Source organism: uncultured Sphingomonas sp. (assembly GCF_964021865.1).
GTDB lineage: Bacteria > Pseudomonadota > Alphaproteobacteria > Sphingomonadales > Sphingomonadaceae > Sphingomonas.
This window is the reverse complement of record NZ_CAXIAM010000044.1, coordinates 1-16,892: the sequence shown is the minus strand read 5'-3', so window position 1 is coordinate 16,892 and position 16,892 is coordinate 1. Positions and strand designations below refer to the sequence as shown.

Below are 16,892 nucleotides of genomic sequence, written 5' to 3'. Positions count from 1 at the left end.
CGAAAGGGAAGAAGATGAAGCTGTCGTCGAAGCTGGCTGCCGCGTTGGCGTGCGTATCGCTGGTGGCCGTATCGGCGTGCACGACCGACCCGGACACCGGCGAGCGGCGCATCTCCAAGACCGCGATCGGCGGGATCGGTGGCGCGCTGGGCGGCTATCTGCTCGGCGATCTGGTCGGCGGGCGGCGCGACCGGACCGAGAAGATCGTCGGCGCGGGGCTCGGCGGCATCGCCGGTGCCGGGATCGGCGCCTATATGGACAAACAAGAGCGCGAATTACGGGAGCGCACGCGCGGTACGGACGTCGAGGTGACGCGACAGGGCGACGATCTGCTGCTCAATATCCCGTCGGGGATCAATTTCGCGTACAATTCGGCGAACGTGCAGCCGCAGTTCCGCGCGACGCTCGACAAGGTCGCCGGCGTGCTCGCCGACTACAAAGAAACCTATGTCGATGTGTACGGCCACACCGATTCGACCGGCAGCGATTCGTACAACCAGGACCTGTCGGAGCGGCGCGCGCGGTCGGTGGCGGATTATTTGTCGAGCCACGGCGTGCAGGATGCGCGGATCGCGACGCGCGGGTTCGGCGAGACGCAGCCGATCGCCTCGAACGAGACCGAGGCCGGGCGCGCCGAGAATCGTCGTGTCGAGATCAAGATCGTCCCGATCTCGCAGAACGACCTGCCACCGCGCTGATCAGCGCCGCGCGGCGAAGAAGTCGCGCAGCAGCGCCGCCGCCTCCCCCGCCCCGATGCCGGCGAACAGCTCGGGGCGGTGGTGGCAGGTCGGCTGGGTGAAGAAGCGCGGTCCGTGCTCGACCGCGCCGCCTTTCGTATCGTCGGCGGCATAATAGAGGCGGGCGATGCGGGCATGCGCGATCGCGCCGGCGCACATCGCGCAGGGTTCGAGCGTGACCCACAAATCGCAGTCTTCGAGCCGATCGCGGCCGAGCGTCTGCGCGGCGGTGCGGATCGCCAGCATCTCGGCGTGAGCGGTCGGGTCGCATAGCTGGCGCGGGGCGTTGGCGGCGACGGCAACGATCCGGCCAGCGTGCACCACCACGGCGCCGACCGGGACTTCGCCCGCAGCGGCCGCGTCACGGGCGGCGTCGAGTGCGACGCGCATCGGGTTGGGCAGCGGGAACATCGACGCTGCCTACGCCACCATGCCGGAGTGGTGAAGGCATCGATTACCTCACCGTTTCCCCGCTTATCCCCGCCGTTACGAAGAAGCGGGACCCCGGCTCAAGACCGGGGCGATGGCTGACCTCAGCGCTGTTCGCCGGGCTTCTGGACCTCAACCTTTGGGACCTCGACGGTCTTGTTCTCGGTGCCGACCCGCACCTTGGCAACGTCGGCGTCGAACTTTGGCGCCTGCCCGCCCTCGAGTCGCGGCAGTTGCGCGGTCTGGGTCTGGTCGAACTTGACGAAGCCCAGCAGCAGCGCCGCCAAAAAGACGAGTGCGACGATCCCGATCAGCACCAGCAGCCCACGCATCCTTTTTCTCCCGATCCCTGTTGATTCGCTGCCGCAACAACGCCGTCGCGCCGGGCTGGTTGCAGCACCGGCGACTTGACCGATCGTCAGGCGTGGGTTACTGGCGCGCACTTTCCGGGCAACCGAAATCAGGATTATTCACATGTCGCGCATTTGCGAGCTGACCGGCAAGGGCCGGCAGGTGGGCAACAACGTTTCCCACGCCAATAACAAGACCAAGCGTACGTTCCTGCCGAACCTGCAGAACGTTACCCTGCTGTCCGATTCGCTGGAGCGGTCGATCCGCCTGCGCGTCTCCACCCACGGCCTGCGCTCGGTCGAGCACAACGGCGGGCTGGACAACTGGCTGGTGAAGACCTCGGACGACAAGCTGTCGCTGAAGGCGCGCCGCCTGAAGCGCGACGTCGTGAAGAAGCGTTCGGCCGCCGTCGCGGCCTGACGCCGACGGCCCTGCCCGCATCACTGCGGCCCGCCCTCCCTGGTGGACGGCGGGCCGCATTGCGTTGGGCCATCAATCGCGCCAGCGGAACTTGGCGAGGATCGTCCGCCGCCAGAAGGCGCCGTCATTGTCGGTGACGAGCCAGATCATCGTCTGGCCGCGCTCCTGCGACACGGCCAGCCCCTCCGCATTCTCACGCCCGAGCGTGTCGCCGAATCGCGCGACCACCCGACCGCGCAGCAACGCCCCCGGCCTGATGCTGCGCGCGGCGATGCGGACCAGCGTCATCTCGAAGCGCATCGGCAAATGGACACGCCGGTTGAGCACCAGCACGTCGCCGTTCGGCAGCACCGCCGCGTCGCTAGGCGAATGATGCGGCGGCGGCAGGTAGCGGAGCGCGGCGTTGGGCGTGTCGTAGAGCGCCGGATCGCCATAGAAGAGCAACGCGGCACGCGCGCCATTCTGCCGCAGGCCGCCCTCACGAAAGGCGAGGAAGCGGCCGTCGTTCAGCCGCGCCAGCGATTCGATGCTGCTGTTCACGCCCCAGTCGCGCATCGCCAGCGGCGGACTGGCGGCATCGGCATGATCGAAGTCGCGAGGATAGCGCCAGATCATGTTGATCCGTTCGTAGCCGATCCACGCCTGCCCGGTGTGCGGATCGATCGCGAGCGACTCGGTATCGCGCGACGCTTTCTGCCAGGCGGTTTCCGGCCCGTCCGCCAGCTCGGCGGTGCCGAGCGTCCATAGTTTGTGGTTCGCGATCCGCAGCCTCACCACCAAGCCGCCGTCGCCGAGCAGGATCGCCTGTCCATCGTGCAACGCCAGCGCCGACAGGCCGCCGAACGCACGCTGGTTCGCGGTCAGCGATACCGCAGCGACCGGTTCGAGCGCGCCGATGCGCCGTGGCCAGCCGCCGCGCGGCACGAACGGCGTGGCGGTGACGCGCAGCCCGGGGTCGAACAGCGGACGACGGCCGTCGCCGGTCCACGGCGGGACCAGCAGCAGCACCATCGCAAGGGTGATCGGCCATCGCACCCGCCGCCGGTAACGCACCACTCCGCCACCGCAAAGGATGAACGCCCGATAACGGACGCATTCAGCGTCGGCTCAAAGCGAATCGGGCAAAAGCTGTTTCATCGACGGGAAAGCCCGCCGACCGGAACAGCAAACGGGAGACTGCTCATGTTCAAGAATCTCGCCCTTGCCGGTGCCGCGCTCGCGATGGGCGCCGCCGCCGTGGCCCCGACTGCCGCCGACGCCCAGCGTTATTACGGCGACCGCTACAGCCGCTACGACGACAATCGTGGTTATTACGATCGTCGCGACTACGACCGGCGCGGCTATCGCGGCAACGACCGTCGCTACAATTACAATCGCCGCTGCTCGAACGGCACCACCGGCACGGTGGTCGGCGCGATCGCCGGCGGTCTGCTCGGCCGCGTGATCGACTCGCGCGGTGACCGGACGCTCGGCACGGTGCTGGGCGGTGTCGGCGGCGCGGTCGCGGGGAACGCGGTCGAGAAGTCGAACAACCCGCGGTATTGCCGCTGACGCTGGCAGGTCGGGAGCCACGCTCCCGACCGGGGCGCAAAGCGCCGCCAGCGACACGGCCGGCGGATCGGCAGCGCCGATCCGGCCGACGACGGCTCTGCCGTCGTCTAACCCTTCCCTCGCGTAGCGTATGAGGGCGCGAGCCCGGTGCCGAAAGGTGCCGGGCTCGCGTTATTTCTGGGTAAGCGTCCGAACTGCACAGGTGGGTGCCCCTTCCCGCCGTTCGCCCTGAGCTTGTCGAAGGGCGTGCCCGGACCACGTGCTTCGACAGGCTCAGCACGAATGGTGGAGGAAGGCCGGTGGAGGGACGCGCGTTACGTGTACCGTGTTTCGCGAGCCCGCCGCGGGCGAAGCCCGCGTCGTCGGTCGGGTCGGCGCGGGGCCGACCCGCCGGCCGTGCCGGGCGCTGCGCCGTGGCGCACCGGCCCGCGGGGCGCGGGCCTGCGCCCGTCAGTACATATGCTGCCCGCCGTTGATGCTCAGCGTCGACCCGGTCACGAAGCCGGCCTCTTCCGAACACAGGAACGCGACGCCGCGCGCGATCTCCTGCGCCTGACCGAGCCGGCCGACGGGGATCTTGGCGACGATCTTCTCCAGCACGTCGGCGGGCACCGCGGCGACCATGTCGGTGTCGATATAGCCCGGCGCGATCGCGTTGACGGTCACCCCGGCGCGCGCGCCTTCCTGCGACAGCGCCTTGGTGAAGCCGTGGATGCCGCTTTTCGCCGCGGCATAGTTCACCTGTCCATATTGCCCGGCCTGGCCGTTGATGGAGCCGATGTTGACGATGCGACCCCATTTGCGGTCACGCATGCCCGGGAACACCGCCTTGGCCATGTTGAAACACCCGCCGAGGTTGGTGTCCATGACCTCTTTCCACATCTGGTAGGTCATCTTCAGGATCGTGCCGTCGCGGGTGATGCCGGCATTGTTGACCAGCACGTCGACCGGCCCCAACTCGGCGGCGACCGTCGCGCAGCCTTCCTGACAGGCGTCGTAATCCGCCACGTCCCACTTGTAGGCGGCGATGCCGGTCCGCTCGGTGAACTCCCGCGCGCGCTCGTCATTGCCGGCATAATTGGCCGCGACCGTCATTCCTGCGTTCTTCAGGGCAACGCTGATCGCCTCGCCGATGCCGCGCGTCCCCCCTGTGACGATCGCCACACGTGCCATAACATCCTCTCCCGTCACCCGCCCGGAATGAGGCGGTATCCCAAATCCACATCAGCCTAGGCGGGGGTGACCCACCCTTCAAGTTCACGCGCCAGTAACGTGCGCAGCATCGCGACTCCGTCCAGGCTGTCGTTCAGGCACGGCAGATAGGCAAAATGCGTGCCGCCGGCGGCCACGAAGCTCTCGCGCCCGCGGATCGCCAGTTCCTCCAGCGTCTCGAGGCAATCGGCGGAGAAGCCGGGCGCGAGGATCGCGACCTTGCGGATGCCCTGCGCGGGCATCGCCTCCAGCGTCGTGTCGGTGGCGGGCTCCAGCCATTTGGCGCGGCCGAAGCGCGACTGGAAGGCGACCGTCAGCGGACGCCCAAGCGCATCGCCGAGCAGCCGCGCGGTCTTGCGGCAATGGCAATGATAGGGGTCGCCGCGCTCCAGCGTCCGCTGCGGCATGCCGTGGAAGCTGGCGACGATCGTATCGGGTGCGAAATCGAGGGTCGCCAGCTGCTCGGTAAGGTTGCGGGCGAGCGCGTCGATATAGGCAGGATCGTCGTAGTACGGCGGCAGCGTGCGGATCGCCGGCTGCCAGCGCATGTCGGCCAGCGCAAGAAACGCCTTGTCGTTGGCAGTTGCCGTCGTGGCGGCGCAATATTGCGGATAGAGCGGCGCGAGCAGGATGCGTTCGCACCCCGCCTCCTTCATCGCGCGCAATCGGTCGCCGATCGCGGGATTGCCGTAGCGCATCGCCCAATCGACCAGCACCTGCGGACCGAAGGCATCCTTGAGCGCCGTTGCCTGCGCGCGGGTCACCGCCGCCAGCGGCGAGCCCTGGTCGGTCCAGACCTGTTGATAGGCATGCGCCGATTTCTTCGGCCGGGTGGTGAGGATCGCGCCGCGCAGGATCGGCTGCCACAGCAATTTCGGGATCTCGACGACGCGGCGATCCGACAGGAACTCCGCGAGGTAGCGACGCACCGCGCGCGTGTCCGCCGCATCGGGGGTGCCGAGATTGACCAGCAGCACGCCGATGCGCGGCTTTGGAATGGCGGGGTGGTCGGGGGGAAGCATCACGCACCTCTGAACGGCAAGTGGCGCCACCGCGTTCCGCCGGCGGCGAACAGCGCATTGGCGATCGCGGGGGCGACAGCGGGAATGCCGAGATCGCTGATGCCGCCGGGGTCGGCGGTCGAGGTGATCAGCTCGACGGTGACGTCGGGCGCGTCGGCGAGTGTCGGGAGAGCGACGTCGCCATAGCGGCGGATGGTCGCCAGCCCATTTCGATAGTGCGCCGCCGCCCCTTGCGTCGTCGCCGTGCCGAAGATCAGCCCGCCCTCGATCTGCTGGCGGATGATGTCGGGGTTGATCGCGCGGCCGCAATCGACCGCCGCGACGAGCCGGTCGACACGCGAACGGCCCGCGCCGTCGAACCCGGCCTCGGCGAGCACCGCGATCATGCTGCCGGCCATGCGGTGGCAGGCGATCCCCTGTCCGCTGCCCGGCACGCCGCCGCTCCACCCACCGAGCGCCGCCACCGTCGTCAGGCAGCGCGCCAGCCGCAGCTCGCCGCCGAGCAGCCCGACCCGGTACGACATCGGCTCGGTTCCGGCGACGCGCGCCAGTTCGTCGAGGAAGCATTCGGTGAAGAAGGCGGTGTAGCCGTCCGCCCCGCCGCGCAAATGCCCGGTCGGCAGGTCGAGCGCGACCGGATGGTGCCAGACCTCCGACGCGCCGAGGCGATAGGGCGGCACCGCGCCGCTCGTCGCATAGCCGTCCGCGCCGGCCGGGAGCGCGGAGGCGAGACGGCGCAGCGGATCGTCGGGCAGCAGCCGGGCGGCCAGGTCGCGCCCGGTCGCCGGCACCGCGATCCGGGCGCGCCAGCCGAGGATCGCGCCGTTGGAGGCGAGCCGCGCCGCCATCCGCGCCCGCGCGGGTGGGCGCACGCGGTCGTGGAGCAACGCCTCGCCACGCGACCAGGCGAGTTGCACGGGGCGGCGCAGCTCCTTAGCGAGGATCGCGGCCTGCTCGACGACGTCGACTTCCAGCGCCGCGCCGAACGATCCGCCGCTGAGCATCGGGTGGAGGATCACCTGCGCCGCCGCCACGCCGATCGCGCGCGCCGCCGCCGCGCGCGCCAGCGATGGCGCCTGCGTCGCGGCCCATAGCTCCAGCCGCTCGTTCTGCCAGTGCGCGGTCGCGGCGGGCGGCTCGACTGCGGCGTGGAGCGCGGGGGCGACGTGATATTCGGCCTCGACCAGCCGCGCGCCGGCGAAGACGCCGTCGACGTCGCCGGTGCGGGCGATGCGGTGGCCGTCGGCATCGAGCGCCGCGGTAAGCGCCCGGTCGATCGCGGCGTCGTCGGGCAGGACCGGCCCTTCGAAGCGTGGCGCGAGCGCGGTCAGCGCGCGATTGGCGGCCCACCAGTTGTTCGCGACGGCGGCGATCCAGCGATCGTTGCGGACGACGTGGAGCAGCCCCGGCACCCGCTCGGCCGCGGCGACGTTCGCCGATCGTAGCCGCGCGTCGCGGTGCGGGGCCTGGCGGATACTTGCGAACACCATGTCGGGCAGGCGGACGTCGGCGACGAAATTGGCCGAGCCATCGACCTTCGCGGGCACGTCGAGCCGCGGCAACGATTCACCGGTCAGCCGGCCTTCGTCGCCGATCCGGTACGGCAGTTCGGCGGGCAAACTGCCCGACGCCGCGGCCTCCGCCAGCTCGCCGAAGCGGAGCCGCCGGTTGCCGAGGACGACGAAGCCGTCCGCGGTGGTGCAGTCGCGCCAGTCTGCGTCCCAGCGCTGCGCGGCCGCCTGACACAGCAGCACGCGCGCCGCCGCGCCCGCGTCGCGCAGCGGCGCCTCGAACCGGCGTACCGAGGTCGAGCCGGCGGTGAGCATCAGCGCCTCGCGGGTCCAATGCTCGTCACGCAGCCGTTCGGGGACGCCCGCAAACCCATCGCCGAACAACCAGTCGGCGGCGAGCGAGTTGGCGTAGCGCGGCGACACCGGCGCGGCCTCGACTCCGATTGTCCGCCAGTCCGCGCCGAGTTCGTCGGCCACGATTTGCGGCAGCGTCGTGAACACGCCCTGGCCATGTTCGCATTGCGGGACCGCGACGATGATCTTGCCGTCGCGCGCGATCTTCAGGAAGGCGCTGAAGACCCGCTCGTCAGGGGCGGCGGGGAGGTTGGGCAGATAGGTGCGCGGCCACGCCGCCCATGCCACGACCAGCCCCGCGCCGATGCCACCGGAAACGAGAAGCCTGCGCCGCGTGATCTCCGCCATGCCGGGCGGCGTAGCGGGCGCGGCGGCGCGGCGGAAGGGGCTTGTCGCGCCGATGGATCGCCGATCCGGGCTATGGACCGTGCGCAAGGGTGTGTCGACGTACCGCCGCGACGCGCTAGGCGAACATAGTGCGTTGCATATCAAGCCTGTCCGCCGTTGCCCCTACCCTATTGCTCGCCACGCCGATGGCCGACGCCGAGGCCGAGCGCGCGGAGCGCAGCGACATGATCGTCGCCAGCGTCAGCGGGCAGACGATCACGCTGACCGGCGCGGTGCCGGCCGGAACCACGCTACGGCTATCCAACCGATTCCTGAACCTCGATCGCCCGGTACGGGTGATCGTGAAAGGCGCACGGTGCATGACGGGAACAGGCAGGGCCGGGAGCGAGCCCGCCGCTACTTTCGTCCGCGCGCCCGCTCCAGCGGCAGGACGTTCTGCGCCCAGGGGCCGTACGGCACGGCATGCGGCTCGGCCGGTTCGCGGCGGGCGTCGCGGATCGACACCACCTTGCCCGAGGTATCGCCGAACGGCGCATCTGAGGGCGGCAGGACAGGGGGCAGAACCGGCGGCTTGAGCATCCGCCGCCGCCGCCACACCGCCAGCGCAGTGAGCAGCGGGCCGAGCCGGCTGAGCAGATAGCCGTAGCAGACCGCGATCAGCATCATGCGCCAGTCGGCCAATGCGACGATGCCGACGGTGCGCAACAGCCAAAACGCGGCGAACGTCAGCGTACCAGCGAGAACCGGATACATGAATGACGCGCGCATAATGCCTCCTGTCATGACAAGGCTATGACAGGCAGTCACAGGCGACAAGCGTTTTTGTGCGCCTGCAACATAAAATGTGGTTGCCGATGCCGAAACGCACGGAAAATTGCGCAACGGCGTATTTGCGGTTGCAGCGCCGAGCCGGCCATCCGGAGCGAAATTAGGCGTCGATCAACGCCGCGTAATGCTGTCGCAGGGACACCTTGTCGATCTTCTCGGTGCCCAGCCGCGGCAAGGGACCGGGGCTGAGCCACAGCCGCTGCGGCACCTTGAAGGCGGCGAGATGCGCGCCGAGGAACGCGATCAGCTCCGCGCCGCTGGTGGCGTCCGGGTCGGAGAGGTGGACGACCGCGCACGGCACTTCGCCGAGTCGCTCGTCCGCCAGCCCGAACACCGCCGCTTCGGCGACCGCGCCGTGCGTGTAGAGCGCCGCCTCGACCTCCTGACAGCTGATGTTCTCGCCGCCGCGGATGATGATGTCCTTCTTGCGGTCGACGATGAACAGATAGCCGTCGGTGTCGAGATAGCCGAGGTCGCCGGTGCGGAAGAAGCCGTCGCTGGTGTAGCAGGCCGCGGTGTCGGCGGGGCGGCCCCAATAGCCCTCGAAGCACGCGGCCGAGCGGATGCCGATTTCGCCGACGCCGCCGAGCCGCACCTGCTGCCCTTTGTCATCAAGGATCGCGAACTCGACGAGCGGCGCGGAGGCGCGCCCGGTCGAGGCGGGCTTGGCGAGATAATTGCTGCGCCAATTGCCCGCGCCGACCGCATTGGTTTCGGTAAGGCCGTAACCGATCAGCGGCGAGCCGGGCAGCTCGGCATCGAGCCGACGGACATGCTCGACCGGGCGCGGCGCGCCGCCGGCCGCAAAGTCGGTGACGGTCGACAGATCATAGGCGTCGCGGCGCGGATGGTTGAGCATTTCCAGGCTCATCAACGGCACGCCGACGAAATACGTGACCTTCTCGCGCTCGATCAGTCGCATCGCCTCCTCGGCGTCCCAGCGCGACATCAGCACCAGCTTGCGTCCCATCGCAAAGCTCTGGAGGAAGGTCGGCACCATCGCGGTGACGTGGAACAGCGGCACGTTGAGCAACGTCGCGGGCTGCGCCGCCATCGGCTTGCCGTCTTGCGTGGAAATCGCGAGCATCATCATCGCCGAGGCGAGGAAGTTGAAGGTGCCCTGCACGACCTGGAAGTGCGTCGAGAGCGCGCCGCGCGCACGGCCGGTCGAGCCCGAGGTGAACAGGATCGTCGCATGATCGTCAGCGCCGACCGTCGGCAGCACCGCGCCCCCCGGATGCGCGAGCAGCGCCTCGAGCGCCTGTTCGAGCGGGAGCGTATCGTCGAACGGCTGGACGGGGACGCTGCTGCCGGCCAGCCGCTGTACGCGCGGCGGATCAGCGAGGATGAGCCGCGGCGTCGATTCTGCCACCGCGGCGGCCAGTTCCTCGGCCTGCCACCAGCCGTTGAGCAGTGTCGCGACGCCGCCGGCCATGACGATCCCCATGTAGAGGACAATCCACGCCGCCGAGTTGCGCGCCGCGATCGCGACGCGGTCACCCGGCTGGACGCCATGTGCGTCGACCAGAGCGTGGGCGACGCGGGTCGCCGCGTCATACGCCTGCCCGAAGGTCAGCCGCTCGTCGCCGCAAACGAGGAAGGTCTTGTCGCGATGCTCGGCGCAGAAATGCGCGAAATAGGCTGGGAGCGTCGGCGGCGCAGTGGCGATGCACGGCAGCGTGCGGCCAAATCGCGCAATCGATCCCAATGCGAGCGGACCGCCCTCCCCCGTCAAGGCCGCCATCGTGGCATCCATGCGTGCGTCAAGCTCGGTCCGCATCACTCTCTCCGCTTGGGTTTGTCTTATTCGCCCCTTATGGAGGCGCGATTCACGAGGGGAAAGCCTTGATCCTGCCCGCGCTCACGGCTGCCGTAGCGGCAAGCCACATACATTTTTCCGATCTGGGGCTGCATCCCGACGTCTTCTCGATCGGGGTGTTCACGCTGCGGTGGTACAGCCTGGCGTACATCGCCGGAATCGTCATCGGCTGGTGGTATCTGCTCAAGCTGCTCGACCAGCCGGGCGCGCCGATGGCGCGTCGGCATGCCGACGATCTGGTGTTCTACGCGACGCTGGGGATCATCCTGGGCGGGCGGATCGGTTACGTGCTGTTCTACGCGCCCGAGATGCTGACGCGGCCGCTGTCGATCCTGCGGCTGTGGGACGGCGGCATGTCGTTCCACGGCGGGGTGATCGGCACCTCGCTGGGGCTGATCTGGTTCGCGCGCAAGCATGGACTCAACTGGCTGCGCGTGCATGACTATGTCGCGTGCTGCGTGCCGTTCGGGCTGTTCTTCGGGCGTCTCGCCAATTTCGTGAACGGCGAATTGTGGGGCAAGCCCGCCGACGTGCCGTGGGCGATCGTGTTCGAGCGGACGATGCCGTTCGGCGTGCCCGAGCCGGCGCGGCACCCGAGCCAGCTGTATGAGGCGGGGCTGGAGGGCATCCTGCTGTTCGCCTTGCTGTGGTTCTTCTTCTGGCGCACCGATGCGCGGTATCAGCCAGGCAAACTGGTCGGCCTGTTCCTGGCCGGCTATGGGCTGGCGCGGTTCACCGCCGAATTCTTCCGCGAGCCCGACGCGCAGTTGCGCCAGTTCGCGGAAGCGACCGGGCTGCACATGGGCCAGTGGCTGTGCGTGCCGATGATCGTCGCGGGGCTGTTCCTGATCCTGACCGCGCCACGGCGGCGGGTGCGGGTCGAGCCGATCGCCGGCCCGGATGCGGTCGCCTGATGACCGAAGCTCTGCTTGCCGAGCGACTGGCGCGCGCCATCGCGCTGGGCGGGCCGATCCCGATCAGCCAGTTCATGGCGGCGACCAACACGCATTATTATGCGACCCGCGATCCGCTCGGCGCGGGCGGCGACTTCACGACCGCGCCAGAGATCAGCCAGATGTTCGGCGAGCTGATCGGCGCGTGGGCGGCGGACTTGTGGGATCGCGCCGGGCAGCCGGCGGTGGCGTGGGTCGAGCTGGGGCCGGGGCGCGGAACGCTGAGCGCCGATGCGCTGCGCGTGTTGGCGCATGCGGGGCTGTCCCCGGCGGTGCATTTCGTCGAGACCAGCGCGACGATGCGTGCGGCGCAGGCCGTTCGCGTGCCGGACGCGACGTGGCACGATTCGATCACGACGCTGCCCGAAGACGTGCCGTTGATCGTGATCGCCAACGAATTCTTCGACGCGCTGCCGATCCGCCAGCTCGTCAAGCGTGGCGAGACGTGGCACGAGCGGCTGGTGGCGTGCCAGGACACGTTGTTCCTGCCGATCGCGGGGACCAGCGTGCCCGATACGATCATCCCGCCCGCGCTGGCGTCCGCCGCGTCGGGCGCGATCGTCGAGACCTCGCCCGCCAGCGTCGCGATCATGGGCGACCTGTCGGCGCGGATCGTCGCACAGGGCGGCGTGGCGCTCGTAATCGATTACGGCTATGACGGTCCGGCGGTGGGCGACACGTTGCAGGCGGTGCGCGGCCACGCCTATGCCAATCCGTTCGAGGCGCCGGGCGACCAGGACCTGACCGCGCACGTCGATATGGCGACGCTACGACTGGTGGCGCGCGCATCGGGCGCGGCGACGTTCGGAACGACCGCGCAAGGCGCGTTCCTGCGCGCCCTGGGGATCGACCAGCGCGCCGCGGCGCTGGGCGAGAGAGTGGCCGGCGACCGCCGCCGGCTGGTGGACGACATGGGGGAGTTGTTCAAGGTGATCGCACTGACACATCCAAACTGGCCGCGACCGGCGGGGTTCGGGGCATGACCCGGCGCGCCACCATGCGCCGCGCGACCGCGAAGGATGCCGCCGATCTGGCCGGCGTCGCGCGCGCGACCTTCACCGAGACGTTCGGAATGCTTTATTCCGCGGCCGACCTCGCCACCTTCCTCGAACAGCATACGCCCGAGGATTGGGCGCGCGAGATCGCCGATCCGGCCTATTCGGTGGCGGTGGTCGAGGAAGGGCATATCGTCGTCGGCTATGTGAAGCTCGGCCCGCCGCGGCTGCCGTTCACGCCGACGGAGGGCGCGATCGAGCTGCGGCAATTCTATTTGCTCCAGCCGTGGCAGGGCGCGGGCATGGGGCCGAAGATGATGGAATGGGCACTGGAGGAAGCGCGCGCGCGCGGGATGCGCGAAATGTACCTATCGGTGTTCGTCGACAACGAGCGCGCGCGGCGGTTCTACGCCAAATACGACTTCAAGGACGTCGGCCGCTATGCATTCATGGTCGGCAATCATGAGGACACCGACATCGTGATGCGACGCGCGCTGTGACCGCACCGGTGCCGATCCGCGCCGCCGTGCTGGAGGAAGTCGCGCATGGCTTCTTCGGGCGTGACGGTGGCGGATCGACCGGGATTCATGCCGGCCTCAACGTCGGGCTCGGCTCGGCCGACGACGAGGCGACGGTGCGCGCCAACCGCGACGCGGCGCTGGCCGCGGTGGCGCCGGGCGCTTGCCTGCTGACCCCGTATCAGATTCACTCCGCGACCTGCGTGACGGTCGATGCCCCGTACGTCGAGCGGCCGCAGGCGGATGCGTTGGTCACCGACCGGCCCGGCCTGGCGATCGGGGTGGTGACGGCGGATTGCGCGCCGGTGCTGCTCGCCGACGCCACGTCGGGCGTGGTCGGGGCGGCGCACGCCGGGTGGAAGGGCGCGCTGGCCGGCGTCACCGATGCGACCGTCGCCGCGATGGTCGCACGCGGCGCACGGGCGGAGCGGATCGTCGCGGCGGTGGGCCCTTGCATTGCGCGCGCCAGCTACGAGGTCGACGATGCGTTTCGCCGCCGCTTCGAGGAGGTCGACGCCGCCAACGAACGCTTCTTCGTCGAGGCGCGCACCGGGCATCATCGCTTCGATCTGGAGGGGTACGTCGTCCACCGGCTCGCGGCGGCGGGGGTGACCCGCGTCGCGGCGCTGGGGCTGGATACCTATGCCGATGAGGTGCGGTTCTTTTCCTACCGCCGGGCGACGCACCGCGGCGAGCCGAGCTATGGGCGGCAGATCGCGATCATCGCGCCCGCACGATAGGTCGTTGGCGCGATCGCGCGTCCCGAACGCATCGAGAAATCCTGCGACGCAGCACGCCCTATCTTGAGCGGAAGCGCTTCGCGACGTGCCGAGCCCGTGCCTGGATCCCGCGTCGACGCGTCTTGGCCCCGGGGGATCGTTCCGCCGTGCCGCCGGTTGGTGCGGCGGTACGGGAGAATGACGATGGTCGACAAGATCGTGAGCAAGGAACTGAGCGAAGGACCCACCTTCGATCGGAAGGCGAAGCGCCCGATCAAAGGGGGGCTGTATTATCTCGGGTTCCTGTTGGTCGCCGCGATCCTGGTGCTGTTTTACGCTGGTAACTTGATCTGACCACGGCGCTGACGCAGCGCCGCACCGGCCGGACCGACGCCCAGGATCATCGCTTGAGTCGTCGGCTCTGGAAGGGCACTGGTGAGATAGCTTAGCGAGAAGCTGATCGACGTTGGTCAATTCACTCGGGGCTCGGTGCGGACGACGATCGTGTATTTGATGTTAGTGGCAAGGTCTTCTGCGAGTTGTTGATATAGTCGAGAACCTTGGACGCCATCGACGGAGAAGGCTTGTCAGCATCGGTGTCGGCACGCCGAGTGCGGGTTTATGTTCGCGAGCCTCTTCTGGTTGAACGCGCTGCCGATGCTCACGCTCCGACCTTTGTTCATGCCGATGGTGACGTCACTCGAGAAAGGAACGTCGTCTGTTCGCGCAATGATTGCCGCACATGACGGTGCCGCCAGCGCAGAAAGCGTGACCCGAACCCAGTCTTCATATGACATTTTAATCTAGAAAGCCGTTGCTGAAGGGTCGGTTAGAACAGCGCATAGTCATCTGTAAAATGATTTCCGCTCACACGACCCATCCGTTGACATGAAACACCGGCAACGCGCCACGCACCTTACGAAAAACGGGACAATAGACGGACGAGCTCGGACTGCCGGGCAGTATGGGTCTTGGCGAATATCTGCCGCAAATGCACACGGATTGTATTGACCTTGATCCCCAGCAGCGCCGCTGCTTCATCAAGGGTGCGTCCAGAAAATAGTGCCGCCGCCAGATCGGCCTCGCGTGCGGTGAGCCCGAACGCACCCCGCCACAGTGCCACCGGCGGAGTCGGTGCGGCGAGCGGGTCGACCAGCGTCATCAGCATCGCGGCGCGATCGGGAACAAGGGCGCGGCGCTCACTCGCCAGCGGCCAGCCGCTCACCAGATAGCCGGGGCCACCATCCGTCCGTTCGATCCGCACCGCATCCGCGGCTACGCCGGTCGGGGCGGTCGCCCGCTCGATCAGCACGGTGAGACGACGCTGGCTCGCCGCGTCGACTGCTGCGAGGCGGCCGTCGCGCACCCGCAGCCCGTCGCCGCGGCGGAGCGCCGCCTCGAACCCGGGCGTGGCGCGCAGCACGATGCCGCTTTCATCGAGCAGCGCGGCGGGCTCGCCCGCGGCATCGAGCCGCGCGGTCCACCATTGCTCGCGCAGCTTTTCGGCATGGAGCACGCCAAAGGTCAGCGCCTGCTCCAGCGTGTTGGTCAGCGAGGCGAGCCGACGCCATTGCTCGTCGTCGATCTCGCCGCGCGACAGCGCGTTGTGGACCGACAAGCCGCCGACCCAGCGACCGTTGCCGATCACCGAGGCCGAGGTGACGAAATGGCGCGTGCGGCTGTGCGTCTCCATCCAGCGCAGATAGGTGCCGACTTGGGGATCGTCGCGGTCAAGGACGTCGGTGTCACGATAGAGGCGGCTCTTCTCCAGCCGCGCCACGACCGGCACCTGCGGATCGAGCAGGTGCATCCGGTCCGCCTCGTACCGTAACGGTGCCGCGGGATCGACGTGGTGGATCGTGTTCCACGTCAGCACGCCCTTTGCGCGGTCGACCATCGCGAGATAGCCCGCCGCGCCGCCGACCCAGTGCGATGCGCGGACCAGCCAGGGCGTCCAGCCGTCCGGCCCGTCGTCCATCGTCGCCAGATAGGCGCCGTGGATCAACGCATCGCGTTCGTCGTTCACACCGCCCCCCAGCGCTTGCAGGGGGCGGGTGTAAGTTACAGCACGAAGCGACTCAAGTCGGAGTTGCGCGCGACGCTCGACAATTGCGCCTCGACATAAGCGGCGTCGACGGTCACCGCCGCGCCCTGTCGATCCTCGGCGTCGAAGCTGACCTCCTCGAGCAGTTTTTCCATGACGGTCTGGAGCCGGCGCGCGCCGATATTCTCGATCTCGCCGTTCACCTCCGCCGCGATCCGCGCGATCGCGCGGATTCCGTCGTCGGTGAAGCTGACGTCGACGCCCTCGGTCGCGATCAGCGCCTTGTATTGCGCGGGCAGCGACGCCTTCGTGTCGGACAGGATCGCGACGAAATCGTCCTCGGTCAGCCCCTTCAGCTCGACGCGGATCGGCAGCCGGCCCTGAAGTTCGGGCAGCAGGTCGCTGGGCTTGGCGACGTGGAAGGCGCCCGAGGCGATGAACAGGATATGGTCGGTCTTCATCGGGCCGTATTTGGTCGAGACGGTCGTCCCCTCGATCAGCGGCAACAGATCGCGCTGTACGCCTTCGCGGCTGACCGAGCCGCCGCGCACGTCGCTGACCGCGATCTTGTCGATCTCGTCGAGGAAGACGATGCCATTCTCCTCGGCGTCCTGGAGCGCGATGCGGCTGACCTCATCCTGATCGAGCCGCTTGTCGGCCTCTTCCTCGACCAGTTTCTCCCAAGCGGCGGGGACCAGTAACTTGCGGCGCTGCTTGGGGCCGCCGCCGAACGCCTTGCCCATCATCTCGCTGAGGTTGATCATCCCCATCGAGCCCTGCCCGCCCGGCAGCTCGAACGGCATCGGCGGGGTCTGTTGCAGCTCCAGCTCGACCTCCTTGTCCGCGAGATGGCCCTCGGCGAAGCGCTGGCGGAAGCTGTCGCGGGTCGCCTGGCTGGCATCCTTGCCGACCAGCGCGTCGAGCAGCCGGTCCATCGCGGCGGCCTCGGCCTTGTCCTTCACCGCGACGCGGCGGCGTTCCTTTTCCAGCCGCACGGCTTCCTCGACGAGATCGCGCGCGATCTGTTCGACGTCGCGGCCGACATAGCCGACCTCGGTGAATTTGGTCGCCTCGACCTTCA

18 protein-coding genes are annotated in these 16,892 nt (G+C 68.5%); 8 read left to right on the top strand and 10 right to left on the bottom strand.

The features are described from left to right. Positions 1–14 precede the first annotated feature (14 nt). A complete protein-coding gene (locus AADI75_RS11890) occupies positions 15–698 on the top strand; it encodes an OmpA family protein (RefSeq protein WP_341209234.1) in 684 nt (227 codons plus the stop codon). Here the strand turns inward: AADI75_RS11890 and AADI75_RS11885 are convergent, their stop codons facing one another. After that, positions 699–1,148, bottom strand: coding sequence for a nucleoside deaminase (locus AADI75_RS11885; RefSeq protein ID WP_341209233.1), 450 nt, complete (start codon positions 1,146–1,148; stop codon positions 699–701). A 122-nt stretch (positions 1,149–1,270) separates the two neighbouring features. Further along, on the bottom strand, positions 1,271–1,498 hold the full coding sequence (locus AADI75_RS11880; protein ID WP_028966566.1) for a hypothetical protein: 228 nt from the start codon (positions 1,496–1,498) through the stop codon (positions 1,271–1,273). A 142-nt stretch (positions 1,499–1,640) separates the two neighbouring features. Between AADI75_RS11880 and rpmB the strand changes: the two genes are divergently transcribed. Further along, a complete protein-coding gene (gene rpmB, locus AADI75_RS11875) occupies positions 1,641–1,937 on the top strand; it encodes a 50S ribosomal protein L28 (protein WP_028966567.1) in 297 nt (98 codons plus the stop codon). Positions 1,938–2,009: 72 nt separating this feature from the next. On the opposite strand, the gene AADI75_RS11870 is transcribed toward rpmB, so the two are convergent. Beyond that, positions 2,010–2,990, bottom strand: a complete 981-nt coding sequence (locus AADI75_RS11870; RefSeq protein ID WP_341209232.1) for an esterase-like activity of phytase family protein — start codon at positions 2,988–2,990, stop codon at positions 2,010–2,012. Positions 2,991–3,119: 129 nt separating this feature from the next. Between AADI75_RS11870 and AADI75_RS11865 the strand changes: the two genes are divergently transcribed. Next, positions 3,120–3,488 (top strand): glycine zipper 2TM domain-containing protein, encoded by a 369-nt coding sequence (locus tag AADI75_RS11865; RefSeq protein ID WP_335307534.1) that lies wholly within the window; start codon positions 3,120–3,122, stop codon positions 3,486–3,488. Between the two features lie 450 nt (positions 3,489–3,938). Here the strand turns inward: AADI75_RS11865 and phbB are convergent, their stop codons facing one another. The 5 genes from phbB to AADI75_RS11840 all read right to left on the bottom strand — a co-directional run bounded on the left by phbB (position 3,939) and on the right by AADI75_RS11840 (position 10,543). Further along, entirely contained in the window at positions 3,939–4,661 is a 723-nt protein-coding gene (gene phbB / locus AADI75_RS11860) for an acetoacetyl-CoA reductase (protein ID WP_341209231.1), read from the bottom strand. A gap of 56 nt (positions 4,662–4,717) precedes the next feature. After that, positions 4,718–5,722 (bottom strand): ferrochelatase, encoded by a 1,005-nt coding sequence (gene hemH / locus AADI75_RS11855; RefSeq protein ID WP_341209230.1) that lies wholly within the window; start codon positions 5,720–5,722, stop codon positions 4,718–4,720. Next, complete coding sequence (locus AADI75_RS11850) at positions 5,722–7,935, bottom strand: molybdopterin cofactor-binding domain-containing protein (RefSeq protein ID WP_341209229.1); 2,214 nt, start codon at positions 7,933–7,935, stop codon at positions 5,722–5,724. The genes hemH and AADI75_RS11850 overlap by 1 nt, the downstream gene beginning before the upstream one ends. Before the next feature lie 396 nt (positions 7,936–8,331). Continuing rightward, positions 8,332–8,688, bottom strand: coding sequence for a hypothetical protein (locus AADI75_RS11845; RefSeq protein ID WP_341209228.1), 357 nt, complete (start codon positions 8,686–8,688; stop codon positions 8,332–8,334). 175 nt (positions 8,689–8,863) lie between these two features. Then, entirely contained in the window at positions 8,864–10,543 is a 1,680-nt protein-coding gene (locus AADI75_RS11840; protein WP_341209227.1) for a class I adenylate-forming enzyme family protein, read from the bottom strand. A gap of 65 nt (positions 10,544–10,608) precedes the next feature. Here AADI75_RS11840 and lgt point away from each other — a divergent pair, with 65 nt between their 5' ends. The 5 genes from lgt (at position 10,609) to AADI75_RS11815 (ending at position 14,121) form a co-directional block, all read left to right on the top strand. Next, positions 10,609–11,496, top strand: coding sequence for a prolipoprotein diacylglyceryl transferase (lgt, locus tag AADI75_RS11835; protein WP_341209226.1), 888 nt, complete (start codon positions 10,609–10,611; stop codon positions 11,494–11,496). Further along, positions 11,496–12,518: an SAM-dependent methyltransferase gene (locus tag AADI75_RS11830; RefSeq protein WP_341209225.1), complete on the top strand. Its 1,023-nt coding sequence runs from the start codon at positions 11,496–11,498 to the stop codon at positions 12,516–12,518. Before lgt ends, AADI75_RS11830 begins: the two co-directional genes overlap by 1 nt. Beyond that, positions 12,515–13,030, top strand: coding sequence for a GNAT family N-acetyltransferase (locus AADI75_RS11825; protein ID WP_341209224.1), 516 nt, complete (start codon positions 12,515–12,517; stop codon positions 13,028–13,030). Before AADI75_RS11830 ends, AADI75_RS11825 begins: the two co-directional genes overlap by 4 nt. Then, positions 13,027–13,788 carry a peptidoglycan editing factor PgeF gene (gene pgeF, locus AADI75_RS11820; protein ID WP_341209223.1) on the top strand — a complete coding sequence of 254 codons (762 nt, stop codon included), beginning with the start codon at positions 13,027–13,029 and terminating at the stop codon, positions 13,786–13,788. The genes AADI75_RS11825 and pgeF overlap by 4 nt, the downstream gene beginning before the upstream one ends. Before the next feature lie 183 nt (positions 13,789–13,971). Continuing rightward, a complete protein-coding gene (locus AADI75_RS11815) occupies positions 13,972–14,121 on the top strand; it encodes a hypothetical protein (RefSeq protein ID WP_341209222.1) in 150 nt (49 codons plus the stop codon). 562 nt (positions 14,122–14,683) lie between these two features. Here the strand turns inward: AADI75_RS11815 and AADI75_RS11810 are convergent. Together AADI75_RS11810 and hslU are read right to left on the bottom strand one after the other, a co-directional pair. Further along, positions 14,684–15,793 (bottom strand): helix-turn-helix transcriptional regulator, encoded by a 1,110-nt coding sequence (locus AADI75_RS11810; protein ID WP_341209221.1) that lies wholly within the window; start codon positions 15,791–15,793, stop codon positions 14,684–14,686. A gap of 35 nt (positions 15,794–15,828) precedes the next feature. After that, a partial coding sequence (hslU, locus tag AADI75_RS11805) for an ATP-dependent protease ATPase subunit HslU (protein WP_341209220.1) occupies positions 15,829–16,892 on the bottom strand: 1,064 nt, incomplete at its 5' end.